Source organism: Paenibacillus sp. AK002 (assembly GCF_053903045.1).
The window spans coordinates 2,524,948-2,548,631 of sequence record NZ_CP096377.1; the positions used below are offsets into that span (position 1 = coordinate 2,524,948).

A 23,684-nucleotide genomic window follows, 5' to 3' on the forward strand; every position below is an offset into this window, starting at 1 on the left:
CGCAAGGAGCGTGTTTTTTTGTTGAAATAAAGGGGTTAATCTTGTTCTACGTGGAACAATGATTAACCCCTTGGATTAAAGTTTAGCCTAGCGCGATTTGCTGCGCCGTGTTGAGCTCCGACAAGCCGGTAAGCTTGATCAGAACGTCCTTAGGAACGTCTTTATCCACCGTCAGCAGCATGATGGCCTCGCCGCCGATCACTTTACGTCCCACCTGCATGGAGGCGATGTTGACATCGTTCTCGCCGAGCAGGGTTCCGACACGTCCGATAATGCCCGGTTTATCGTTGTGGGAGATCAGGATCAGATGGCCTTCAGGTGAGATATCGACAGGGAATTTATCCAGTCGGACGATTCGTTCGCCGTATCCCAGAAGAAGCGTACCCGCAACGATTCGTTCCAGGCCGTTTTGCGTTTTCAGCGTAACGGTAACGAGATTGGTGAAGTCTTTGGTTTTTGGCGTCTGCGACACAACGACATGCAAATCGCGGCTCTTCGCCAAATGCATGGAGTTGACAATGTTCACTTCGCTTCCGAGGTGGCGTTCCAGCACGCCCTTCACGATGTAGCGGGTCAGGGCCTGCGTATCGACTTCAGCCAGCTCTCCTGCATAGTCTACGTGAATCTCCTTTACCGCGTGTGCGGTGATCTGGGCCGCTACACTGCCCAATTTCTCGCCGAGCGAGAAGTAAGGCTGCAGCTTGTTCATGACGCTTGCGGCTACAAGCGGGAAGTTGACCGCATTCTTAAACGGTTCGTTGCGCAGGATATGCAGCACTTGCTCGGAAACGTCGATCGCAACGTTCTCCTGGGCTTCAACAGTGGATGCACCCAGATGCGGAGTGACGATAACCTTCGGATGGTTCAGGAACGGATGATCGCTTTCAGGCGGCTCATGTTCGAATACGTCAAATGCGGCTCCGGCTACAATGCCTTCATCGATGGCTTCCACGAGCGCGCGCTCGTCAATGATGCCGCCACGGGCACAGTTCACGATACGCATGCCGCGTTTCATGACCTCGAATTGCGGTCTGGCGATCATGTGGCGCGTCTCCGGCGTAAGCGGAGTATGAACCGTGATGAAGTCTGCGTTCCGGATAATATTATCCACGGAGGAAAGCTTCACGCCCAGCTTATCCGCGCGTTCTTCCGTCAGGAACGGATCGAAAGCGAGAATGTTCATGCCGAAAGCCTTGGCGCGTTTAGCCACCTCGCTGCCGATCCGTCCCATGCCCATAACGCCCAGCGTTTTGTTGCGGAGCTCTACGCCGAGGAAGGATTTGCGATCCCAGGTTCCGCCTACCGTTTTGGCATAAGCTTGAGGGATGTGGCGGGCGAGGGCAATCATCATAGCAAACGTATGCTCTGCCGTCGTGATCGTGTTGCCGTCAGGTGCATTGATAACAACGATCCCGCGCTTTGTTGCCGCTTCAAGATCAATGTTGTCCACGCCAACGCCGGCACGGCCAACCACCTTGAGATTGGTTCCTGCATTCATGATGCGTTCTGTAACACGCGTCTGACTCCGAACGAGGAGTCCGTCGTATTCACCGATAATGGCAGTGAGCTCGTCTTCGTTAAGCCCGGTTTTTTTGTCTACCTGCACATCGGCGGCGTCCATTAACTGCTGGATCCCCAAATCGCTGATCGGATCCGATACCAATACTTTAAACATGGTTTCTCTTCCTCCTTAAAATCCACTATAAAATGCGGTACTGCAATATTGAATAAGGATTACGCTTAGCGCGCGCTCCGTTATACACCAGAAATTCCGATAAAGCTGCAAGAGGTCTATACAAGTTTGACGCGGTGTCGTGGCAAAGAGACAGGAACATAAAAAACTCTCAATCCGCATACTACCTCCGTAGTAAGGGACGAGAGTTATTCGTGGTGCCACCCTTATTCGCTGCCAAGTTGCGGCAGCCTCAAGCGGTCTGTTCAGACCATGATTGGTAACGGATATCATCCGATTTGCGCCTACTCCAAGTTTCAGCGAAATATCTCAGGAACGCTCAAGAATACTTTACGCCACCGATTTGCACCAACCATCGGCTCTCTGAGGACGTTACGGTTTCTCTTTTCCGTCATCGGTTTTCACAGATTAATTTTTTCATAATGTATCATGGCTCTAACATTGTGTCAATAGGTGTTTATTTAGGCCAACCGCCTAGGAGCAGGGGAAGAAACAAGGGATAGCCTTGAATGTCATGCCGTTAATTTGCTATGATGCATATGCCCGCCTATGATTAAATTATACTTATATTACTGTGGTTGTACACGAAGATATCTTAAAAATCAAGATGAAAGACAGGCCCATCTTCTATGAAAAAATTTAAAATACGCGTTAAAAGAATCGAAGCCCACCAGCTGAACGATCGGCTGCTGCTCATCAATCTGTATCTTACGCAAGCGTTGACGCTTATCGTCGGTTTGATCTGGATTTTGTTTCAGCACCGGAATCCGTTCGGATTATTTGTTTTTCCGAAGGAGATCGAGTTTGTTTATTGGGGTCTCGGACTTGCCGCAGCGATGCTGGCAGTGGACTTTGTATTGTCCCGGTTCGTGTCGGAGGATAGCATGGACGACGGCGGGATCAATGAAATGCTGTTCAGGAAAAGGCCGGTTTGGCATATATTCGTTATCGCCCTGATCGTGTCCATCTGCGAGGAATTATTGTTTCGCGGAGCGATACAGCATGCGTTCGGACCGTATTGGACAAGCATCTTGTTCGCGCTGATCCATGTCCGATATTTAAAGCATTGGCTGCCGACTGGATGGGTTTTCTTGAGCAGTTACGGTCTGGGCTACGTCTATATACAAACGGGTACCATTTGGGCGCCAATTCTGTGCCATTTTCTGATAGATTTCATATCGGGAATGTTGATACGGTTTCGGAGGAAAGAGGAACATGAACGAGCTTAGCAGAATGCAACGGCATCAGGGCCGAAATAAAGGCCGGAAGAACAAGTCATCGGCTCAATCCGAAAAGAGGGCGGCGGAAAAGCCGCTGCAGGCAGAGGGGAGTCGGAGTCGATCTAAATCCCAAGCTCCCGTAAGCACTGCGGTACCGAAGACGCGGGGCGGCAGCGCGGCGGATGGATTAAGCCGGTCCAGATCGACAAGGTCAAACCAGAATCCGATAGAGGAAGAGGTTTCGGCGCCTAAACGAACGAATACATATTCCTCCTATCGCGTAAGAATGAGCAAGTGGTTTGTGAACTCATTAATTGTCATCTTCATATTGTTAATGGTAGGTCTTCTGTGGTGGGGACTTATCGGAGCGCCTCCATTAAGGGAATTGTTAAAGGAGATATTATGAGTGTGTTGATGTGGATAGCGGGTGCTGCGGCACTCGGTGCAGGCGCAATCGGCTGGATGAGGGCTGAAGCCCGGGGCTATCGGCTGCGTGAAGAGGAAGTGGTATCCGAGCGTATTCCGCGGTCGTTTGACGGGTTTCGGATGCTGTTCATCACCGACATACATCGCAGACAATTGTCTGAAGAGAAGCTATTATCCAATATATCATCGGTGGATTGCGTGCTCCTGGGCGGGGATATTACCGAAAAAGGGGTGCCTCTTGAGCGGTTGAGACATAACATGTCGGTTCTGGCCCGCATCGCTCCCGTTTATGCCGTACTGGGAAATCACGACCTGTATGCAGGCAAGGACGCCGTTCGCAAGGTATTGCGGGAGAGCGGGGTCATTCTTATGAATGACAAGACCGTCACGTTGAAGCGGGATGACGAATGTCTTGTTCTTAGCGGAGTTAGGCAGCCGGCAAGCAGGAAACATCCGTATACGAAATTCCGGGGAAATGCAGCGGAAGACCAGTATCACATCATTCTGGTGCACGATCCGATCTGGCTCAAAGGCAAGGAAGAAACGCACGGGGATCTCCTGCTGGCAGGTCATACCCATGGCGGACAGATTGTGCTGCCGATTGCCGGAGCGGTTCGTCTGGAGCGCTTTTACAAGAAGTATAAATCCGGATGGTATACGCTGCCGAGGAAGGCAGGCGAGTCTGTCCAATCCTCCAGGCTGCTGATCAGCCGGGGGTTCGGCACTTCCCATATTCCGCTGCGCTTGAAATGTCCGGCGGAATATCATGTGATTACGTTACGCAAAAAACCTTAATTCGATCGTCGCATGTTTGACGGCAGAATTAAGGTTTTTCCGGTTTTTCGGGTTATCTTATTTTAGGCTCGATCCATCGCGGATCAACGAATCCATACCCTTTGGCCTCGAGCTTGGTCAGCAAAGTGTCCAGGGCCTCGGCAGTCCACGGAAGCTCATGCATCAGAATATTGCTGCCGGGATGAAGCTGCTCGAGCACGTTGCTCACAACGGCATCGGGTTTGTTTTTGTTTTTGCTTTCCCAATCCAGGGAACCGTTGGACCAAGTCATGAACAGCAGGTCATGCTCCAGTGCTACTTCCTTGACGGTATCTCCGCCGGAGCCGAACGGAGGCCGGAAAAACTTCGGTTCCGCTCCCGTTGCTTCCTTGACGATTTTCTGGACGTCCCCGATCTGTTTCTCGACCTTTTGTTTGCTTTCCTTTTTCAGGTCGATATGATCCCAGGAATGATTGCCGATGATTTGACCGCGGTCATGGATCAGCTTCAGCAGTTCGGGATGCTCCTTCGCGCGGTATCCATTCACGAAGAAAATGGCTTTGGCTTTATGCTTGTCGAGCGTATCGATCATGCGGTTGATCATTTTTTCATCCTTGGGACCGTCGTCAAATGTGAGCAGCACCACCTTTTCGGGTACGGATTCATCGTTTGGTACGATTCGGTACACCTTATTCATGTGGTATTTCGGTTCGGACGGGAGCTCTGCTTCCGGATCCTTGACGGCCTCTTCGGACGGGTCCGGGGAATCCGGGGATTTACTCGAGCTCGTGCTGGATGGGTCTTCAGGCTTGTCCAGATCGGCCGAAGGATCGGTGTTTTCTTTCGGAGGGGACACCTGCCCGGTGGATTCGTTTTGCTGCGTCGTCTGGGTATTACCGCCTTCCGTAGCCGCGCCTTGCTTCTGAGCGGCGCCGTTGCCGCCGCATGCACTGAGCATCAGGCAGCAGGCCAACAGAAGGACTGTTCGTGTTCTAACCATGATTCCATCTCACTTTCCTGTATTTATGTAGCATGAGTTCCTGGCGGTGCGAGAACAATAAACTCGAGTTTATCATAGAAGGAGGTATCATTAGTGAAGACTTCGTCATTTCTATATGGTGTCATTATCGGTGCCGTTGCATCCCGGATGATTTCCCGGAAAAACGGCATGTTCTTCTCCTCGATGATGAAAGACGCGAATCTTGGCCGGTTTGCGAATACCGCGATGAGTAAAATTCAAGGCAACAAGAGCCAGTTTGGCGGCTCCAGCCGAGAAAGCGTGTCTCCCAGTTCAGGCCGACATGATTCCACTCATTCCAATGGAACTGCAGGGGTACAGGCATCGACTCATTCGAAGGCTGCCAACCTGAAGCAGGTCAAGGATTTCATCCGAAACAACCCTGATGTGAAGACCGAAGTCGAACAGATTTTGAAAGAGACCCACACCGTCATACCGGGTTTGTAAACGGCATCAACCTTTTTGAATCATTCTCGGGGAACGGCCTCACGAATCCCTGTGAATGATTCTTTTTTCTTCAGCTACATATTTACGTGCATTTGTGGGTATTAAATGATAAAATCAATTATATAAAACCATTTTTATCACGTCATAATCCAGACATCATAATTTGTTATAAACTTTTGTTTACGTAAGGAGGATCCTGTCATGAAAATAGAGCGTTTGAGTCAAGATAAGATACGGATTTTCCTCACGTTTGACGATCTGAGTGAGCGTGGGATCCAGAAGGAAGAGATGTGGCAGGAAATACCGAAAGTTTATGACCTGTTTACGGAGATGATGGATCAGGCATACAGTGAACTCGGATTTGATGCCACCGGACCTCTTGCCGTTGAGGTGTTTGCACTGCCTGCCCAAGGCATGGTGGTTATTGTGACGAGAGGGAAATACGATCATCATTTCGGCGGCTTGTCCGAAGAAGATATGCCGGACGAGATTTATGAAATGGAAGTAACGCTGGATCAAAGTGATACCATCGTCTATGTTTTTCAGGATTTTGAAGTGCTCATTGAAGCATCGCATATGTTGAAGGACCTTGTAGGCGGAGCGGGCAAGCTCTATCACTATATGGATAAATGGTTTTTGTACTTCGAGCCCGAGGAATTGGATAACGAGAAGCTGCCGGCTATAATTGCAATGCTGGCCGAGTTCGGCGAATCCTCTTCGGTGACGGAGGCTATGCTGGAGGAATACGGGAAGAAAGTGATGCCTCAGCAAGCGGTTGAGGTTATCTGTACACACTTCCAGCGTCAGCATTAATCAATGTGGGCGTGCGTGCCGGACTTCAGGCCCGCAACTAACGGAAGGGGAATTTCAGTGCTGGTGTTCTCGATCATTGCGTCAGCTTTGGCGCCGGGACTCGCATTGCTCACGTATTTTTACCTGAAGGACAGGTATGATCAAGAACCCCTGCACATGGTGATCAAAGTGTTCATGCTAGGGGTTCTGATCGTTTTCCCGGTCATGATTTTGCAGCGGGGAATGATACTATGGCTTGGCGACAATCCGGTAGTCAACTCACTGTTCGTTTCGGCGGGCGTTGAGGAATTTTTAAAATGGTTCGTGATGTATCATATTATTTTTAATCATACGGAATTTGACGAGCCTTATGACGGCATACTATATGCAGTTGCGATATCGCTGGGATTTGCTACGGTAGAGAATTTGCTTTACGCCTGGTACAGTCAGGCAGCCTTCGGCCCGATGTTCATGCGGGCGCTGCTGCCCGTTTCGGGACACGCAATGTTTGGCGTCATCATGGGATACTACATGGGACATGCGAGGTTCACGGAAGGGAAGCGAAGAAGATTCTTCCTCGTGCTGTCCATGGTTCTGCCTTGGATGTGGCATGGTCTTTATGACCTGATTCTGAATTTGCTGACGCACACATGGGTATGGTTTATCGTTCCGCTAATGGTTCTGCTGTGGTATGGCGGCATGGGCAAAATCTCCAGAGCGAACAACCGCTCTCCTTTCCGCTTCATTAAACGGGAGGAAGAGGTTAATACGTAACAAATCAGGGCACACTTCATTCTATAGACCTTGGCTGACAGCCAGGGAATCATAGAAAGGGAGGTGCCTTTTTTTGCGTGTAAAAGTGAAAATTCTTTGCAAGGATTGCGGTGAGCGATTCGTATTGCGCGGAAAGAAGGAGCAGGGCCGGATCGAAACCGGATTTAAGCAGTGCCTGTGCAACAACCGGGATCACTTCGATATTGAGGAAGATTTCTAATTGATGAAGGAATGATCCAGGGATGCATAAGACTTCTTTCTTCTAGTCAAACTAACGGCAGTGAGTAGAAGAAAGGAGACTATCGCATCATGTACAAACGATTAAGCGCTATTCTGTTTCCTGTAGCCACCATATTATTGATCGGGGCTCTGGTTTGGGGATATCAAGAAAATAAAGAAAAGAACGCCATTTTGATTAACGCCGAGAACCAGTATCAACGGGCTTTCCATGACTTGTCGTACAATATGGACAGGATTCATGCCGAGCTCGGCAATACGCTTGCGGTCAGCTCGACCTCCCAAGGGATGCACCGGAAGGGGCTGATGAACGTATGGCGGCTGACCAGCCAGGCGCAGAACGAAATCAGTCAACTGCCGCTAACGCTGCTTCCGTTCAACAAAACCGAAGAGTTCCTGTCCCGGATATCGAATTTTGCCTACAAAACGGGCGTGCGCGATTTAACGAAGGAACCGCTTAGCGAGAATGAAGTCAAAACGTTGAAATCGTTATATGCCAACTCCGGCGAAATCACGAAGGATTTGCAACATGTGCAGAACAAGGTCATCGCTAACAGTCTGCGCTGGATGGACGTTGAAACGGCCTTGGCTACGAATAAAGTCGAAGATAACTCGATTATTGACGGATTCAAAACGGTGGATAAAAAAGTAGAGTCTTATCCTGAGCTTGATTGGGGACCATCGGTAAGCAGCATTTATGACAGACGTTCCGTGAAGCAGCTGGCAGGCATGCCGGTCTCGGAGCAGGATGTGAAGCGCAAAGCGCTGAAATTCTCCGACACGGGCAATCAAGCCAACGTACAAGTTACGAAGAACGGTAGCGGCACCGAGTGGGTATCCTACACGGCCAAAGTCAAACACCCGAAGGGCCATATGCTCAGTATGGATTTCACCGAAAAAGGCGGCCAGCTGATCTCCTACACGGATGAACGGAACGTAGGCGCGAAGAGAGCATCCGTTCAGGATGCCATCGACAAAGCCCAGCAATTCCTGACGAAAAAAGGCTATTCCGACATGACGGTCGTATCGGCCGACCAATACGATAACCTGGCCAACTTCTCTTTTGTGCGCGAAGAAGACGGCGTGCTGATTTATCCTGAGAAAATCACCGTGCGCTCGGCCATGGATAACGGTGAGGTCATCGGATTTCAGGCGAGCGACTTTGTTTACGAGCACCAGGTGAAGCGCGATATCCCGCAGCCGAAGCTCAGCCTCGCCGAAGCGGAGAAGGTTTTGAACCCTGAATTCAAGGTGCTCTACCACCGCAAGGCCTTAATCAAAAACGACCGTTCCGAAGATGTGCTGTGTTATGAGTTCGGCGGACGGATCAACGGCTCTCAATACCGGATTTACATTAATGCGGATACGGGCCTGGAAGAAACGGTCGAGGTCGTTAAGGATGCGCAGGCAGGAATTAAATAGTCGTATCTTGATGTCATATAAGCCGGTTCGGGGATTTCCCGAATCGGCTTTTTTTGCTTGCGGAGAACTGCTGCAGAGCAGCCAGTATAGTGTCTAAGGAATACATCTGTATCCCGGGGAAAGACATGAATCGACCGGATTCGAAGATTTTATCCCATGGTCCCGGTCATCCCGTGATATAATGGAAAATAATGATTATGATGAATTAGTGGGTGAGCGCATTGTATCCAAAGATCAACGACGTCCTCTATATCCAGTTGGATACGGGGGATGAGAAGGAAGCCAGCATTGTTTACAAATCCCGCATTTCCGACATGGATGACGAATCGATGTATATGGAGGTTCCGCTTCAGGAAGGAACGGGCAGGCTGAAGAAGCTGTATATCGGGGACGAGCTTTCCGCTTATTTTTTGACGGAGGGCGGAGTCAAGAACTTCTTCAATTCCTATGTCCTGAGTCACCATGAAGACGTTATACGCCTGGTTCGCATCAAAAAGCCGGAGCAGGATCAGATCACGAAGGTGCAGAGAAGGAGCTTTCTGAGGGTACAAGCCGAGCTCGAGTTAGCGGTGATGGCCAAAGACGGCACGCGGTTGCTGACCAAAACCGATGATGTCGGCGGCGGAGGGGTATCCTTTTACCTGGAACCCGACAAATCGTTTGCGGAAGGGAGCTTGTTAAGCTGCTGGATCCTTATTCCGTTCAAGAACGGATCGGTGGAGCATGTCCCTTTTGAAGGCGAAGTTGTCAGGGTCAAGCAGCTGCCAGGCAACCGAAGCATCGTCATGCTGAAATTTAATCAGATCGTAGATATGGAGCGTCAGAAGCTGATCCGTTATTGCTTTGAGCGCCAGTTTGATTTTCGCAACCGTTGATGCATAAAATGGACAAGCCGGTGGCACACTAGCGGAAAATTTTGTCTCGGAAGGACCGTGTGCTTATGTCCCAGTCATCTAACGATCAAAATCAGCTGCGGCGAAAAACCAGGCAGGATCCCATGCCGGGCGATAAAGGACAAGCTCTCCATGACCGATACGGTCAAGTGCTGCTTAAGCTGCTGATAGGGCTCGCATTCGCTTTGGTGATCGTCCAGCTGCTATTGCATTATGAACCAAGCCGGCCCTACCTTTCGCCGATTCAGCAGATGGAGGGTGTTCCCGTTAATGAGCCAAATGTAAACGATTGGATGGGAGAAAACACCCCTTCTCTTTTGCATCGCTCTAGCTAGTGTGGTATAATTTTCACGTCGCAGGCGGGCGCCTGCTTTTTTCTTGAAATATGAGATCGTGCCTTGTTTATCTCGGACTTTCTTATATATTTTCACTAGAGGAACGGTGATCCCGTCCCTGATCGGATGGTAAGCCCTTTCGATTTCGAGGTATATGTTTGAGGAGGAATGCCCCGTTGGTTATGCAGGGGACAGGTTATCGCGACAGAATTAATATTGCCATCGACGGTCCGGCAGGCGCGGGCAAAAGCACGGTAGCGCGTATGGTAGCCAGCAGGCTGCAGTACATCTACGTGGATACCGGCGCCATGTACAGGGCAGTCACCTGGTTCATGCTGAACCAAGGGATTTCTCCGGAAAATCCCGAAAAAGTGCTTCAACATGCACAAAACATGGTGATTGAATTAAAACCGCATGAAAATGGTCAAATGGTTTGGCTGAACGGGGAAGACGTCACGCCGTATATTCGTTCACATCAGGTTAGTGCAGTGGTATCCCAATATGCACGAATCGAAGGTTTGCGAATAAAGCTTGTCCGTTTACAGCAGCAAATGGCACTGGATAAGGGCGTTGTCATGGATGGACGCGACATCGGCACGACGGTTTTGCCGGATGCTGAGGTGAAGATTTTCATGACGGCCAGTGTCAAGGAACGTGCGCTCCGCCGCTTCCATGAGTTAAGTGATGAAGGCATAACGCTGGAACAATTGGAAAGAGATATCGCAGAACGCGACAGGCTTGACCAGGAACGTGAAGTGTCCCCGCTCCGTTGCGCAGAGGATGCCATCATACTGGATACGACGCATATGGATATCAATCAGGTTGTCGAAGCGATTCTTTCATATTGCGAAACTTAATGGGGATGGGGAGAAAAAGGCATGATTTACGTTTTTTGCAGAGCGGTGGTCCGCGGTTTGTTCGCTATTCTCTACAGATTCGAATCTGTCGGCGTACATAACATACCTTCGGAAGGCGGCGTGCTAATCTGCAGCAATCACATTAGCGTTCGAGATCCGATTTCTGTCGGCATTCACGTCAAGCGCCAGGTGAAGTTCATGGCCAAAGCCGAATTGTTCAACATTCCGGTTTTCGGATGGCTGGTTCGCCAGCTGGGGGCCTTTCCGGTCAAGCGCGGCGGAGTGAGTAAAGATTCCATCAAAACCGCTCTTACGATCTTGCGTTCGGGCGAGATTATGGGAATCTTCCCTGAAGGCACGCGCAATTCGGATGCAACCGCGGCGAAACGTGGCGCGGCAAGCTTCGCTCTCCGCAGTGGGGCAACGGTCGTACCGGCTGCCATCATTGGAGACTACAAGCCGTTCCGAAAGGTAAAAATCATCTACGGCGCACCCGTGGATCTGTCCCGGTTCGAAGGTGACAAGTCACCGGAGGCACTGGACGGGGCAACCGAATTGATCATGGCCAAGATTCACGAAATGCGGGCCAGCGGCAAACCAACCGTGAACTGATTTATTCGCTCCATGCATAAAAAGCATGGGAAGGTTGGAAAGATACTACAGCAATTATGTTTTGAACTTCGCGAATGCGAGTTTAAATAAATGGGGTTTGAATTGAGGAGGTTATTTGACATGTCGGAAGAAACAAGAAATCAAGAGGCTGCTGAAAACCAAGAGCAGCTGGACCAAATCGTATCCTTGAAAAAAGGGGACACCGTGAAAGGGACGATCGTCAAACTGGAGGACAACCAAGCTTACGTAAGCATTGGATATAAATATGACGGCGTAATTCCTGTTCGCGAACTGTCTTCTGTACAGCTTGATAATGCATCGGATGCGGTTCAGGTTGGCCAAGAGGTAGAGTGCAAGGTCGTTAGCATCAACGACGACAAGGAAAGCCTGGTTCTTTCCAAGCGCGCGATCGACACCGAGAATTCTTGGGAAGACCTTGAGAAGCATTTTGCGGATCAGGACGTATTCGAAGTAACGGTGGCTGACGTGGTTAAAGGCGGACTCGTAGCCGATGTCGGCGCACGCGGCTTTATTCCTGCTTCCATGGTCGAGCGTCACTTCGTTGAAGACTTCAGCGACTACAAAGGCCGCACGCTTCGCGTAAAAGTGAAAGAGCTGGACCGCGAGAACAACAAAGTGATTCTTTCCCAGAAGGACGTTCTGGAAGAAGAGTTCGAAGCGAACAAACAAAAAGTGATGTCCGAGCTTCAAGACGGACAAGTGCTGGAAGGCACGGTGCAACGCCTCACGCAATTCGGCGCATTCGTTGACGTTGGCGGCGTGGACGGTTTGGTTCACGTATCCGAGATCGCTTGGAGCCATGTTGACAAGCCATCCGATGTATTGTCCGAAGGCGATCAAGTGCGCGTGAAAGTGCTGAAAGTGGATCCTGAAAAAGGCAAAATCAGCCTCAGCATCAAAGCGGCTGCTCCGGGTCCTTGGGAAACAGCTGGCGAGCAATTCAACACGGGCGACATCGTAACGGGCGTCGTAAAACGTCTGGTTACCTTCGGAGCTTTCGTTGAATTGGCACCAGGCGTAGAAGGTTTGGTTCATATCTCCCAAATCTCCCACAAGCATATCGGTACTCCGCAAGAAGTACTGAAGGAAGGCCAAGAAGTTCAGGTTAAAGTACTTGACATCAACACTTCCGAGCAGCGTATCAGCCTGAGCATCAAAGAAACCGAAGAAGCGCCAGCTCAAGCTCCGCGAGCTGAAAAACCGTCCAAAGGTCCTAAAATCGACCTGAAAGACAACCCGAACGTTTCTTTGAACAACCAAGGCATGAGCGTTACGCTTGGCGAGCGTTTCGGCGATAAGCTGAGCAAATTCAAGTAAGCCCGGGAACAGTTTTGTTCGGTCTATTGACCTATCATAACGAAGTCGGCGAACCCAGAAATCTGGGTTCGCCATTTGTTTTTTTAGGGGACGAACGTTTACGGATGTTGTAACATGGGGTAGAGCATAATAGAAATGCAGATGAAAGGTTAGCCAATTGTAACGTTTTTTGCTATGATGATAATCGTAAGAATTGACAGGAGGAGTGACTATGGCAAGACCCGTAGTGGCTATCGTCGGAAGGCCTAACGTCGGTAAATCCACCATATTTAACCGATTGATCGGCGACAGATTAGCCATCGTTGAAGATAAACCGGGGATTACCCGTGACCGGATTTACGGCAGTGCCGAATGGAACGGTAAAGCGTTCAGTGTCATCGATACAGGCGGTATCGAAATCGACGGCGATGACATGATTTTGAAATCCATACGCATGCAAGCCGAGCTTGCGATTGAAGAAGCGGATGTCATCGTATTTATGTGCGATGCGAAGACGGGGGTTACCCAATCGGACGAGGAAGTTGCACAGATTCTGTTCCGTTCCGGTAAACCTGTCATACTCAGCGTAAACAAAGTGGATAATTTGAAGCGCGCTGATGATATCTATGAGTTCTATTCCCTCGGATTTGGCGATCCTGTCGGGATATCAGGCAGCCACGGGACAGGGATCGGCGATCTCTTGGACGTTGTCGTCGAGAACCTGCCGGAACTGGAAGATGACGAATATGACGAGGATGTTATTCGTGTCGCCTTGATCGGCAGACCGAATGTGGGCAAATCTTCTCTCGTCAATGCCATTCTGGGAGAAGAGCGCGTCATTGTCAGCGACGTTGCGGGCACTACCCGCGATGCGATCGATACGCCATTCGAGAAAGATGGCCAGCGGTACGTCCTCATCGATACGGCAGGCATGCGCAAACGCGGAAAAGTGTATGAAACCACCGAGAAATACAGCGTCATGCGGGCCATGCGGGCCATCGAGCGGGCGGATGTCGTTCTCGTGCTCATCAACGGGGAAGAAGGCATTATCGAGCAGGACAAGCATATCGCCGGTTATGCTTATGAGGCCGGTAAGGCGTCTTTGTTTGTCGTCAACAAATGGGATATGGTCGAGAAAGACGACAAGACGATGCAGCAGTTCGAGAAAAAGATCCGGGACCATTTCCTGTTCATGACCTATGCGCCGGTTGTATTCTTGTCGGCCAAGACGAAGCAGCGCCTGCAGAAGCTGCTCCCTGTCGTTAAACATGTGGCCGATCAGCATTCGCTTCGCGTGCAGACGCATCTGCTTAACGATGTCATATCCGATGCGATTGCAATCAACCCTCCTCCAACGGATAAGGGAAGAAGATTGCGCATTAACTATTCAACACAGGTGGCGGTCAAGCCGCCGACCATGGTCGTATTCGTCAACGATCCGGAATTGATGCACTTCTCATATGAGCGTTACCTTGAGAACAAGATTCGGGCCGCTTTTGACTTTGAAGGTACACCCATCAGGATATTTACTCGAAGAAAGTCTGATGAGAGTTAGGGGAGAATAGCTTGATTCTGGAGATCGTAGCGATTGTAGTTTGTTATTTACTTGGTTCGGTGAGTTTTAGCGTACTGCTTGCCAAAATCCTGAAAGGGATCGACATTCGTCAGCATGGCAGCGGGAACGCCGGGGCAACCAATACCCTTCGCGTCCTGGGAAAAGGACCTGCCATTCTGGTGTTGGCTTTGGATGTAATTAAGGGCATCGCTGCGGTTTGGATCGGACGATGGCTCGGGGGAGACAATGCGTGGCTGCCGGGATTATGCGGGATTGCCGCCATCATCGGTCATAATTGGCCTCTTTACTTCCGCTTTCGAGGCGGCAAAGGAATTGCAACCGCCATTGGGGTGCTTGCTACGCTCTGCTTCATTCCAGCGCTTATAGCAGGCATTATCGCCATTCTATCCATTGTTTTTACCCGTTATGTATCTTTGGGTTCCCTTATTTTTGTAGTGCTTACCCCTGTTTTCCTCTTGATCGCGGATTATTCCTGGCCGATCTTTTGGACAAGCTTGATCATATGCGTATTCGCCTTCTGGCGTCATCGCTCGAACATCGTGAAGCTTGTACAGGGACGTGAAAACAAGCTTGGTTCCGGAAAAGGAAAGGACAAAGGAGGGAAGCGCGTTGTCTGACAAAGTCGCTGTTCTGGTGGCAGGCAGTTGGGGAACCGCTTTGGCAAGTGTTCTCGCTTCGAATGATCTGGATGTTGTCGTCTGGACGAGAACGGAGGAACAGACCCGTGAAATCAACGAACTGCATACCAACAACCGTTATTTGCCCGGGGTGGAGTTATCTTCGAACATTCGCGCCACGACCGATATGGAAGAGGCGGTCTCCTCGGCTGCTGCCGTGGTTATCGTTGCACCATCGTCCGCGATGCGGGAGGTTTCGGGCCAGCTGAAGCAGTATTGGAGCGAAGATATGCTGGTGATTCACGCAACCAAAGGATTCGAGATTGAATCCCTGAAGCGGATGTCGACCGTCATATCCGAAGAGCTGGGCTGCGAGGAAGGTCGCGTAGTCGTACTATCAGGACCCAGCCATGCGGAGGAAGTGGTGAGACGCTGCCCTACAACGGTCGTTGTGGCATCCTTGGACGCCAAGGCGGCTGCCGCCGCCCAGGACCTGTTTATGAACACGTATTTCAGAGTGTACACGAACCGGGATATGATCGGCGTGGAATTGGCCGGAGCGCTGAAGAATATTATCGCTTTGGGCGCCGGCATGTCCGACGGATTGGGCTTCGGCGACAACGCCAAGGCGGCGCTTATTACGAGGGGATTGGCAGAAATTTTGCGAATCGGCATGGAGTTGGGCGCGAATCCGCTGACGTTTGCCGGGCTTGCCGGGATCGGCGACCTCGTGGTTACCGCTACGAGCCAGCACAGCCGGAACTGGCGTGCGGGATCGATGCTTGGTCAGGGCAAGAAGCTTGATGAGGTTCTCGCATCCATGGGGATGGTGGTGGAAGGAATACGCACGACCAAAGCCGCGCATGCCATTTCCGAGAAATACGGAGTGCAGATGCCGATTGCCGACCAGCTGTACCATGTGTTGTTTAAAGACCGGAATCCCCGCGTCGCCGTGGAAGCCCTAATGGGCCGGGACCCCAAGACCGAGATGGAAATGATGCCGCTCGAGACTTGGGAGCAATGGCACACCTAGCTTATTCACCATTCCGAGGATTGACTCATATATTGATGTGAGGATGTCGGAGGAGGGGTGGAAATGAGCAAAAGCTTTCACAAGGATGTACTGAATGCGATTAACAAGAAAAGCGGAAAGAAAATTTCTTCAGGGGCTGTCAATAAGCTGGCTAGCACGGTTAAGCCGTCTACTATGCAAAATGAAGCCCAGCTCCGCCAGCTGATCAAGCAGGTATCTGCTATGGCGAACATACCTGTCAGCGAGGACACGATTCAGGAAATTGTCGGAGCGGTGAAGAAGAGCGGCATGAATCCGAGCAATATGGAAGCCTTGATGAAAATGATGATGAACAAATAAGATATGCTGATCATGAACAAAAGACGCATCCTTTGCCGGAATGCGGCTTTTGTTCTTTTTTTCGCCATACTCAGGGTGAGGCACTATCATTTTCGTGATATAATAGGTTGAATAATTTGAAGAGAGATTGGAGAGTTTCGTGACATGGATCCGATGCAAAAGATGTGGCTGTCCCTTGTCGCATTATTGATTATGGCGCTGTCCGTCATCGTGGTTACGCTTGCGCGAAGCAAGACCAAAGGTTTTCTGCGCGGCACGCTATCGTTTGTGGCCTTTATGATGATGATTTTCGGTTTTATTATCGGACTGGCTTCCATCATTTAATATGGGAAGCCGCTTCCGGGATGATACGGTAAAGGGGTGCAGCATGACGCTGAATGATCTGCCGGAATTGGAGAAGGCGTTAGCTACTGCCATTCACAAACTGAATCAGGCGCCTGTCGCTTGGCTGCTGGGGGGAAGCTGCTGCTTGCTCCTTCAGGGCGTAGAATTAGGCAAGCCGCCGAGGGATATCGATATTTACGCCGATGCAGGGGGGATTCAGCCGCTGCATGAGACGCTGGCCCTTCTGGCAGTAGACGCTCCCCGACTCGATCAGGAAGGGATATATTCTTCCATTCTGAGCCACTATGAATTAGAGAAAGTCCCGATTGAACTTGTAGGCGGATTTGAAGTGAATTCGGAGGGTTCCTCCTATCGCGTTGAAATCGATCAATTGCTCTATCCTGCAGCGCCAGCGCGTCACATACGGGACGTCACGGTACGGCTGATGCCGTTATCCCACGAACTGGTGTTTAATGTGCTTCGAGACAGACCGGATCGTTACGTTGCCATTTCGGAGGCGATATTGAGGGATATGAACCAACATTTGCCGCTGCTTCAGCGGTTGTTAAGCCGAAACCGGTTGAGCGAGGAACATCGGATGGTATTGAAGCGATTAATCGGACTACAGCCATAGCACGGTAATCGAACCGGCAGCATGGAAGAGCGGGTACATAAGAAAAGGAGCGGTTTACCGTTGGAGTACGAGGTATTATTTCTGCCGGATCAGAAGAAGGTCAAGGTTCGTCCGAACACGAATGTGCTGGATGCCTCGCGTCGTGCCGGTGTACGCATTCCGACCCGTTGCGGAGGCAAAGCAGGCTGTCTAATGTGCAAAATCCTGGTACCGGATGAGGAACGCGGACATTGCTCTGCTCCTGAGACCAAGGAAATCAGGAAGCTGGGAACGTCGATGATGGAACAAGGCTACCGGTTATCCTGCCAGACGAGGATTACGAGCCATTTGAAGGTGATAATCCCCGAGGATCCCCTTAAAGCCGCGATACGCAAGCAGCTGGAGGCAGCGAGGAACCGGGAGTCCGATGACTTTATTTAAAACGCGAGTTCAAAAAGATCGGTTTTCAGCACCGAGGCTTATGCTTCCGATGTGCGTTTTTTCAAAACGCTTCATTTGAGTGAAGCTAGGGACGTCAGGAGCGGAGCGTACGTAGTTTGTACGTGAGCACCTAAAATGTTTCCGGAGGAAACATACTTCGTAAGCATTTGCCTAGGCCCGGCTGAATTCAAGATTCGATGCCGAGTGGCTTCTTGATTCACTTCGTGTTAGATATAGGATTTATAAGTTATTAACGGAGTTGATGAAATTCTATATCGCAAGAAAACCTGCTTCTGAATCGCGTTCGCTCAGCCTTGAATTTGCCTCGATTGGTTTTCTTATCAAAATCGGACTTTTTGAACAACCTCTTAAAGCGAAGGATGATGTTAGTTGAGTATGAACACTTGGATGACCCAAGCGGCTGGCCGTACGAAGCGGATGTCTGCCGTCTTAGTCCTGGTGCTGTTTCCGATGTTGCTGACAGGTTGTCTATATCCTGACGAGAAGCTGCAGGAGAACAAGGTTTCCTATAGGGAAAGTGTCAAACGGATTCAGTCGGCCGTGGACGATTTTTATCAAGAGCAAGGAATTCTGCCGATCATTACGGCAGGCGCGGAAATTCCGAAGTATGAGAAATACCGGGTCGATTTGGATCAGCTGAAGGGCCGAGGATATATCGACCAAATTCCGGATACGGCTTTCGAGAAAGGCGGCAGCGGTTATTTTCTCATTATTAATGAGGAAACCGAACCCACCGTGAAGGTCATGGACTTAACAACGGCTCAGAAGGTGAATGACGTTCAGCGAGCCGTGAATCTGTACAAAATGGCGAATGAAAACGCCCTTCCGGCAGGGGAAGCCCTCTACCCGGGTTATACGGCGGTGGATTTGTCGAAAACCGAGGCCAAATCCCTTAAGTTAATGAGTGTATACTCGGGCCAGGAAATGCCTTTTATGATGGATGAAGAGGGCACCGTTTACGCCGATTATGCCTTTGATATTATGCAGGCTATCCAGAAAAACGGCTCCGAGCCCAAAGAAGGAGAGGATTTACGGGTGTTTCTGGAGAAGGAATCCTATTATGTACCCGTAAAATCCGTACCCTATGCATGGAAGGACGGGCAGCCTATGGCTCAGCCCCTATCCTAAACCCGTACCCGTCGATATCGGCGGGTATTTTTTTTGGTCCCGCCTGGTTGCCGGTTTCTGCCTGAAGAATGAGGTATGGCAGCCATAAGGCGGGTCTACTTTTTTATCCTCGAGTCTCTTCTTCGATCGTTTTTTCGAATAGGGCTGAATCTCTTTGGAATATCTAGTAAAGTCCGCGCATATTCATAATCTGAAAGAGTAGTGCGGGCAAGAGCCGGTTGCCCACATCATGAGGCACTAGAAAGCGTCTGAAAGGCGTGACAGCGCGAAGACAGACCGTGCCCCGAGCGGTGGTTTTTCTTACGGTATTCGATTGCGTGTCTGGCAGCTGCAGGCATATTCGATATCTTAAAAAAAACTGGACGGACTTTAAGGGGCAACCGTCATATTTTTGAACCCGGTACATATGATGTTACTAGTCCAAATGCATGTACGAGTTACGCCGCTTTGCCGTTTCCATCCAAACTCATGGAATACCGGCGGCGGGATGCTGGCGACATTGTAAAGGCTGCTCATCTGTTGCAATGGCTTTGGCTATGAGTGGAACACGAAGCGGATGCTCTTAAAGCATTTTTCCTTCGGAGTAATTTGAGGAGGGGATCTCTTTTGGAAAAAGTGGACATTTTTAAGGACATTGCCGAACGGACCGGAGGGGACATTTACTTAGGTGTTGTCGGTGCCGTCCGTACGGGAAAATCAACGTTCATCAAGCGGTTTATGGAGACGGTTGTTCTCCCGAACATTACGAACGAGGCGGATCGGGCAAGAGCTGTCGATGAGCTGCCTCAAAGTGCTGCAGGGAAAACGATCATGACGACCGAGCCGAAATTCGTGCCGAACAACGCGGTACAAATCAAGGTTACGGATGGCCTTGAGGTCAACGTAAGATTGGTCGATTGTGTTGGTTATGCCGTTGAAGGTGCTAAGGGTTACGAGGACGAGAATGGCCCGAGAATGATCTCGACGCCATGGTTCGAAGAGCCGATTCCGTTCCAGGAAGCGGCCGAAATCGGAACCCGCAAAGTCATTCAGGAGCACTCCACGCTTGGCGTCGTTGTCACGACGGACGGAAGCATTGCGGAGATCCCGCGAAGCTCTTATGTTGAGGCCGAGGAGCGCGTCATCGAGGAACTGAAGGAAGTCGGCAAGCCGTTTGTCGTTGTCATTAACTCCACGCGTCCCCGCAGCGAAGAAGCCCTTCAGCTGCGCAATGAGCTGGCAGAGAAATACGACATTCCGGTCATGACGCTGAGTGCGGCTACCATGACCGACGATGATGTGACCGGTGTGCTTCGTGAGGTATTGTATGAGTTCCCGGTGCATGAAGTGAATGTCAATCTGCCTAGCTGGGTTATGGTGCTTAACGAGAACCACTGGCTCCGCAGCAACTATGAAAACTCGGTGAGAGATACCGTGAAAGATATCCGCCGTCTGCGTGACGTGGATCGTGTGGTTAGCCAGTTCATGGAATATGATTTCATCAACCACGCCGGACTCAGCGGCATGAATATGGGTCAGGGCGTTGCCGAGATCGATCTCTTCGCGCCTGACGAACTGTATGACCGGATCTTGATGGAGGTCGTGGGTGTCGAGATCCGAGGCAAGGATCATCTGCTGCAGCTGATGCAGGAGTTCTCCCATGCCAAACGGGAATACGATCGCTTCGCCGAAGCGCTTGAGATGGTCAAAACGACGGGGTACGGCATCGCCGCTCCTTCCCTGGCCGAGATGGCGCTTGATGAGCCTGAGCTCATCCGCCAAGGCACCCGCTTCGGGGTAAGATTGAAAGCGACCGCGCCATCCATTCATATGATTCGGGTGGACGTAGAATCCGAGTTCTCGCCGATCATCGGCACGGAGAAGCAGAGCGAGGAGCTTGTGCGCTACCTGATGCAGGACTTCGAGAACGATCCGATCAAAATTTGGGAATCCGACATATTCGGACGCTCGCTGCACTCGATCGTCCGTGAAGGAATCCAAGGAAAAATCGCGATGATGCCAGACAATGCCAGATACAAATTGCAGGAAACCTTGGGTCGCATCATTAACGAAGGCTCCGGCGGTTTGATCGCAATCATTCTTTAAGTGGGCGCCGGAAAGGTGTTGAAAATGCAGTCGCTAACGGGTCAAAAGTCCCGATTAGCGGCTGTTTTTCATGTTTTCTTTGGCCCAGCAAAGCAAAACGCTTGAAATTATGAGATGGCTGTATTACTATAAATTTGTTCCGCGTCATGCATTCTAAACGCGAGATAGGGGTAAAATACCCGATTGCACGTATAATTTGCGGTAAAACGGAAACAGTGAATAGCAAGTGGAGCACATTCCTTGTTAGGGAGGTGAAAGAATGAATAAATCGGATCTGATTACACAAGTAGCTGAATCTACTGAGCTTTCCAAGAAAGATGCAACTAAAGCGGTTGATGCCGTTTTCGATGCAATCTCCGAAGCATTGCAAAGTGGAGACAAGGTACAACTGGTCGGTTTTGGCAACTTCGAGGTTCGCGAGCGTTCCGCACGGAAAGGCCGCAACCCGCAAACAGGTGAAGAAATCGAAATCCCTGCGAGCAAAATTCCTGCATTTAAACCTGGTAAAGCGCTCAAAGACGGAATCAAATAAAGATTTCTACATATTACCTAAGAGCACAGGTCGTGAATTCGTTCACGGCCTTTTCTTTTAGGCTTACGGCGAGGAGGCCTGGAAAATGGAGAACGTTCAGAACGGCGATTATTTTATTGTCAAAGCGCTGGACCATGGCGTGCAGGTAATCGGTCTTACCCGCGGTCAGGATACCCGCTTTCATCATACCGAGAAGCTGGACAAAGGCGAAGTCATCATCGCCCAGTTCACGGATCATACGTCCGCGGTGAAAATACGCGGCAAAGCCGAGATCATGACCAAACACGGGAAGATCGAATCCGGCATCTGAGGAAAATCATCATATGAAATAGCCCCGCCATTTTGGTGGGGCTTTTTTGTATTTCGTGTTTATTCGCGCGGAATGTGTGTTAACAAATTGTTAAAGGCACTTGCCGCTTTGTCGAACAATGGATATACTAGCGGGAATGGAATGAATAAAAATACGAAAGGATGATTGAAGAAATCATGGCGAAACAATACAGAGACGGACAGTATATTGTGGTCCCTGAAAATCCGGTATCCATGTTTTTGTTCAACAGTACGCGCTCGGCGTGGATATGGCTGCTGGTAAGGCTGTATCTCGGTTACGCGTGGTTAACGTCGGGCTTGAAAAAGCTGACAGCCGAAGCCTGGACGGGAAGCGAAGCCGGAGCGGCCATTAAGGGCTTTGTCGGCGGCGCGCTGGCAAAGGCGGAAGAAGGAAAGGACGTCACCGGATGGTATGCTTCTTTCCTTGAAGGGTTCGTGCTTCCCAATGCCAAGCTGTTTGCCTATATGGTGGCCTTCGGCGAGGTACTGGTAGGACTCGGGCTGATTTTGGGACTGCTGACCGGTATTGCCGCGTTTTTCGGCGGGTTAATGAATGCCAGCTTTTTATTCGCGGGCACGGTAAGCTCCAATCCGTTGTTGTTTATATTGGCGACATGGCTGGTGCTGGCCTGGAAAGTCGCGGGCTGGTACGGCTTGGACCGCTGGGCGCTGCCGCTGCTGGGTACGCCTTGGAGCCGCAAGCGCAAGGATAGGGATATTCCGGAACAAGTTTGATCCTGCCCAAAAGTAACATTCGTCACTTTCATCACGCGTTTGTCAAGTACAATTCGAACAGACCGCGGCCAAGAAATCCTTTAATCTGAAATCAGATCAATATGGATAAAGGATGATGGTCATGGGAATCCGTGCTTTTTTTAAACTGGTGGAAATTCAGACGAAGGTTGCCAGCATGATCCCGTTCCTGTTCGGAACCTTGTATGCGCTGTTTCGTTTTCAGCAGTTCAATGGGTATCATTTTGCCCTGATGCTCGCATCATTGCTGTCGTTTGATATGGCAACAACGGCGATCAATAATTATTACGATTACAAAAAAGCGATTAAAAAGAACGGCTTCGGTTACGAGCAGCATAATGCCATCGTACGTTATAACCTGAAAGAGCCGGCGGTTGTGTCCGTCATCGCTCTGCTGCTGCTGACGGCCGTCGGATCCGGCATAGCGCTGTTCCTGTCCACGGGCTGGTTAATTCTGCTGCTTGGCGGATTGTCCTTCGCCGTAGGGATATTATATTCGTTCGGACCGATTCCGATTTCGCGGATGCCGCTAGGCGAGCTGTTCTCCGGATTGTTCATGGGGTTTGTCATTATCTTCATCTCGGCTTGGATCCATGCTGAGGGCAGCCATCTGGCGGTTATGGATATTCAAGGGAGCGTCCTCTCCCTTCAGGTGAACCTTCCCGAGGTGCTGCTGCTGCTGGTCGTATCGTTGCCAGCCATTCTCGGGATTGCCAACATCATGCTGGCCAATAACATCTGCGACATGGATGAGGATTTGGAGAACAGACGGTATACGCTGCCGGTATATATCGGATTCAAGCATTCGCTGAGACTGTTCCGGCTTCTGTACTGCCTTGCTTATCTGGACTTGGCGGCTCTTCTTCTGATGAAGGTGCACCCTGTGCTGGTTCTGCTGGTGTTCGTCACCATTGTCCCGGTATATAAAAAAGGAGCCGCATTCACCGCACATCCATCCAAAGAGAAAACCTTCGTGATCGCGGTGCAAAATTTCGTGGTCATGAATTTGGCCAGGATCGCGGCGCTGGCTGTGGCCGTGACGTTGACCTCGCTTTCGCTCTTCTAACCGAATCCC

At 50.4% G+C, this 23,684-nt stretch carries 28 protein-coding genes and 1 other annotated feature; of the genes, 26 read left to right on the plus strand and 2 right to left on the minus strand.

All coding sequences use genetic code 11. From position 1 onward, the window contains the following. Positions 1 to 82 precede the first annotated feature (82 nt). On the minus strand, positions 83 to 1,675 hold the full coding sequence (gene serA, locus M1D70_RS11140; RefSeq protein WP_009595252.1) for a phosphoglycerate dehydrogenase: 1,593 nt from the start codon (positions 1,673 to 1,675) through the stop codon (positions 83 to 85). A 192-nt stretch (positions 1,676 to 1,867) separates the two neighbouring features. Continuing rightward, positions 1,868 to 2,097 (minus strand) — a binding site (T-box leader). Between the two features lie 225 nt (positions 2,098 to 2,322). On the opposite strand from serA, the gene M1D70_RS11145 reads away from it, so the two are divergent. From M1D70_RS11145 to M1D70_RS11155, 3 genes are read left to right on the plus strand one after another with little or no spacing between them, the layout of a single operon-like run. Further along, entirely contained in the window at positions 2,323 to 2,922 is a 600-nt protein-coding gene (locus tag M1D70_RS11145; RefSeq protein WP_009595100.1) for a CPBP family intramembrane glutamic endopeptidase, read from the plus strand. Between the two features lie 4 nt (positions 2,923 to 2,926). Then, a complete protein-coding gene (locus M1D70_RS11150) occupies positions 2,927 to 3,319 on the plus strand; it encodes a hypothetical protein (RefSeq protein WP_456289868.1) in 393 nt (130 codons plus the stop codon). After that, positions 3,316 to 4,134, plus strand: coding sequence for a metallophosphoesterase (locus M1D70_RS11155; RefSeq protein ID WP_456289869.1), 819 nt, complete (start codon positions 3,316 to 3,318; stop codon positions 4,132 to 4,134). Before M1D70_RS11150 ends, M1D70_RS11155 begins: the two co-directional genes overlap by 4 nt. Before the next feature lie 52 nt (positions 4,135 to 4,186). On the opposite strand, the gene M1D70_RS11160 is transcribed toward M1D70_RS11155, so the two are convergent. Further along, positions 4,187 to 5,113, minus strand: coding sequence for a polysaccharide deacetylase family protein (locus M1D70_RS11160; RefSeq protein WP_456289870.1), 927 nt, complete (start codon positions 5,111 to 5,113; stop codon positions 4,187 to 4,189). 93 nt (positions 5,114 to 5,206) lie between these two features. Here M1D70_RS11160 and M1D70_RS11165 point away from each other — a divergent pair, with 93 nt between their 5' ends. The 23 genes from M1D70_RS11165 (at position 5,207) to M1D70_RS11275 (ending at position 23,675) form a co-directional block, all read left to right on the plus strand. Then, positions 5,207 to 5,578, plus strand: a complete 372-nt coding sequence (locus tag M1D70_RS11165) for a hypothetical protein (RefSeq protein WP_009595177.1) — start codon at positions 5,207 to 5,209, stop codon at positions 5,576 to 5,578. Positions 5,579 to 5,779: 201 nt separating this feature from the next. Beyond that, a complete protein-coding gene (locus M1D70_RS11170; RefSeq protein ID WP_456289871.1) occupies positions 5,780 to 6,391 on the plus strand; it encodes a genetic competence negative regulator in 612 nt (203 codons plus the stop codon). Positions 6,392 to 6,448: 57 nt separating this feature from the next. Then, a complete protein-coding gene (prsW, locus tag M1D70_RS11175; protein ID WP_009595146.1) occupies positions 6,449 to 7,144 on the plus strand; it encodes a glutamic-type intramembrane protease PrsW in 696 nt (231 codons plus the stop codon). Between the two features lie 73 nt (positions 7,145 to 7,217). Next, positions 7,218 to 7,364 carry a hypothetical protein gene (locus M1D70_RS11180; protein ID WP_009595221.1) on the plus strand — a complete coding sequence of 49 codons (147 nt, stop codon included), beginning with the start codon at positions 7,218 to 7,220 and terminating at the stop codon, positions 7,362 to 7,364. An 89-nt stretch (positions 7,365 to 7,453) separates the two neighbouring features. After that, complete coding sequence (gene ypeB / locus M1D70_RS11185) at positions 7,454 to 8,803, plus strand: germination protein YpeB (protein WP_009595103.1); 1,350 nt, start codon at positions 7,454 to 7,456, stop codon at positions 8,801 to 8,803. A gap of 212 nt (positions 8,804 to 9,015) precedes the next feature. After that, the gene (locus tag M1D70_RS11190; protein WP_456289873.1) at positions 9,016 to 9,678 is read left to right on the plus strand and encodes a flagellar brake protein; all 663 of its coding nucleotides are present in this window, start codon (positions 9,016 to 9,018) and stop codon (positions 9,676 to 9,678) included. A gap of 65 nt (positions 9,679 to 9,743) precedes the next feature. Next, the gene (locus M1D70_RS11195; protein WP_036673814.1) at positions 9,744 to 10,031 is read left to right on the plus strand and encodes a DUF5359 family protein; all 288 of its coding nucleotides are present in this window, start codon (positions 9,744 to 9,746) and stop codon (positions 10,029 to 10,031) included. A gap of 182 nt (positions 10,032 to 10,213) precedes the next feature. Further along, positions 10,214 to 10,888 (plus strand): (d)CMP kinase, encoded by a 675-nt coding sequence (gene cmk, locus M1D70_RS11200; RefSeq protein WP_176502384.1) that lies wholly within the window; start codon positions 10,214 to 10,216, stop codon positions 10,886 to 10,888. A gap of 21 nt (positions 10,889 to 10,909) precedes the next feature. Continuing rightward, the gene (locus M1D70_RS11205) at positions 10,910 to 11,500 is read left to right on the plus strand and encodes a lysophospholipid acyltransferase family protein (protein ID WP_009595120.1); all 591 of its coding nucleotides are present in this window, start codon (positions 10,910 to 10,912) and stop codon (positions 11,498 to 11,500) included. A 120-nt stretch (positions 11,501 to 11,620) separates the two neighbouring features. Next, on the plus strand, positions 11,621 to 12,838 hold the full coding sequence (gene rpsA, locus M1D70_RS11210) for a 30S ribosomal protein S1 (protein ID WP_456289874.1): 1,218 nt from the start codon (positions 11,621 to 11,623) through the stop codon (positions 12,836 to 12,838). Positions 12,839 to 13,049: 211 nt separating this feature from the next. Then, positions 13,050 to 14,372: a ribosome biogenesis GTPase Der gene (gene der, locus M1D70_RS11215; protein ID WP_009595099.1), complete on the plus strand. Its 1,323-nt coding sequence runs from the start codon at positions 13,050 to 13,052 to the stop codon at positions 14,370 to 14,372. An 11-nt stretch (positions 14,373 to 14,383) separates the two neighbouring features. Then, positions 14,384 to 15,010 (plus strand): glycerol-3-phosphate 1-O-acyltransferase PlsY, encoded by a 627-nt coding sequence (plsY, locus tag M1D70_RS11220; RefSeq protein ID WP_009595194.1) that lies wholly within the window; start codon positions 14,384 to 14,386, stop codon positions 15,008 to 15,010. After that, positions 15,003 to 16,043: an NAD(P)H-dependent glycerol-3-phosphate dehydrogenase gene (locus M1D70_RS11225; RefSeq protein WP_456289875.1), complete on the plus strand. Its 1,041-nt coding sequence runs from the start codon at positions 15,003 to 15,005 to the stop codon at positions 16,041 to 16,043. The genes plsY and M1D70_RS11225 overlap by 8 nt, the downstream gene beginning before the upstream one ends. Before the next feature lie 63 nt (positions 16,044 to 16,106). Beyond that, positions 16,107 to 16,382 (plus strand): stage VI sporulation protein F, encoded by a 276-nt coding sequence (locus M1D70_RS11230; protein ID WP_009595189.1) that lies wholly within the window; start codon positions 16,107 to 16,109, stop codon positions 16,380 to 16,382. A 144-nt stretch (positions 16,383 to 16,526) separates the two neighbouring features. Continuing rightward, positions 16,527 to 16,706, plus strand: coding sequence for a DUF2768 family protein (locus M1D70_RS11235; RefSeq protein WP_006209457.1), 180 nt, complete (start codon positions 16,527 to 16,529; stop codon positions 16,704 to 16,706). 43 nt (positions 16,707 to 16,749) lie between these two features. After that, on the plus strand, positions 16,750 to 17,340 hold the full coding sequence (locus tag M1D70_RS11240; RefSeq protein ID WP_456289876.1) for a hypothetical protein: 591 nt from the start codon (positions 16,750 to 16,752) through the stop codon (positions 17,338 to 17,340). 60 nt (positions 17,341 to 17,400) lie between these two features. After that, positions 17,401 to 17,760, plus strand: a complete 360-nt coding sequence (locus M1D70_RS11245) for a 2Fe-2S iron-sulfur cluster-binding protein (RefSeq protein ID WP_009595225.1) — start codon at positions 17,401 to 17,403, stop codon at positions 17,758 to 17,760. 396 nt (positions 17,761 to 18,156) lie between these two features. Beyond that, on the plus strand, positions 18,157 to 18,909 hold the full coding sequence (locus M1D70_RS11250) for a hypothetical protein (protein ID WP_009595110.1): 753 nt from the start codon (positions 18,157 to 18,159) through the stop codon (positions 18,907 to 18,909). 606 nt (positions 18,910 to 19,515) lie between these two features. After that, the gene (spoIVA, locus tag M1D70_RS11255) at positions 19,516 to 20,994 is read left to right on the plus strand and encodes a stage IV sporulation protein A (protein WP_456289877.1); all 1,479 of its coding nucleotides are present in this window, start codon (positions 19,516 to 19,518) and stop codon (positions 20,992 to 20,994) included. Between the two features lie 259 nt (positions 20,995 to 21,253). Continuing rightward, on the plus strand, positions 21,254 to 21,526 hold the full coding sequence (locus tag M1D70_RS11260; RefSeq protein ID WP_006209463.1) for an HU family DNA-binding protein: 273 nt from the start codon (positions 21,254 to 21,256) through the stop codon (positions 21,524 to 21,526). Between the two features lie 85 nt (positions 21,527 to 21,611). Continuing rightward, complete coding sequence (gene mtrB / locus M1D70_RS11265) at positions 21,612 to 21,836, plus strand: trp RNA-binding attenuation protein MtrB (RefSeq protein WP_009595134.1); 225 nt, start codon at positions 21,612 to 21,614, stop codon at positions 21,834 to 21,836. A 161-nt stretch (positions 21,837 to 21,997) separates the two neighbouring features. Then, positions 21,998 to 22,591, plus strand: coding sequence for a DoxX family membrane protein (locus M1D70_RS11270; RefSeq protein WP_009595236.1), 594 nt, complete (start codon positions 21,998 to 22,000; stop codon positions 22,589 to 22,591). 121 nt (positions 22,592 to 22,712) lie between these two features. Beyond that, positions 22,713 to 23,675 (plus strand): 1,4-dihydroxy-2-naphthoate polyprenyltransferase, encoded by a 963-nt coding sequence (locus tag M1D70_RS11275; protein WP_456289878.1) that lies wholly within the window; start codon positions 22,713 to 22,715, stop codon positions 23,673 to 23,675. Positions 23,676 to 23,684 lie beyond the last annotated feature (9 nt).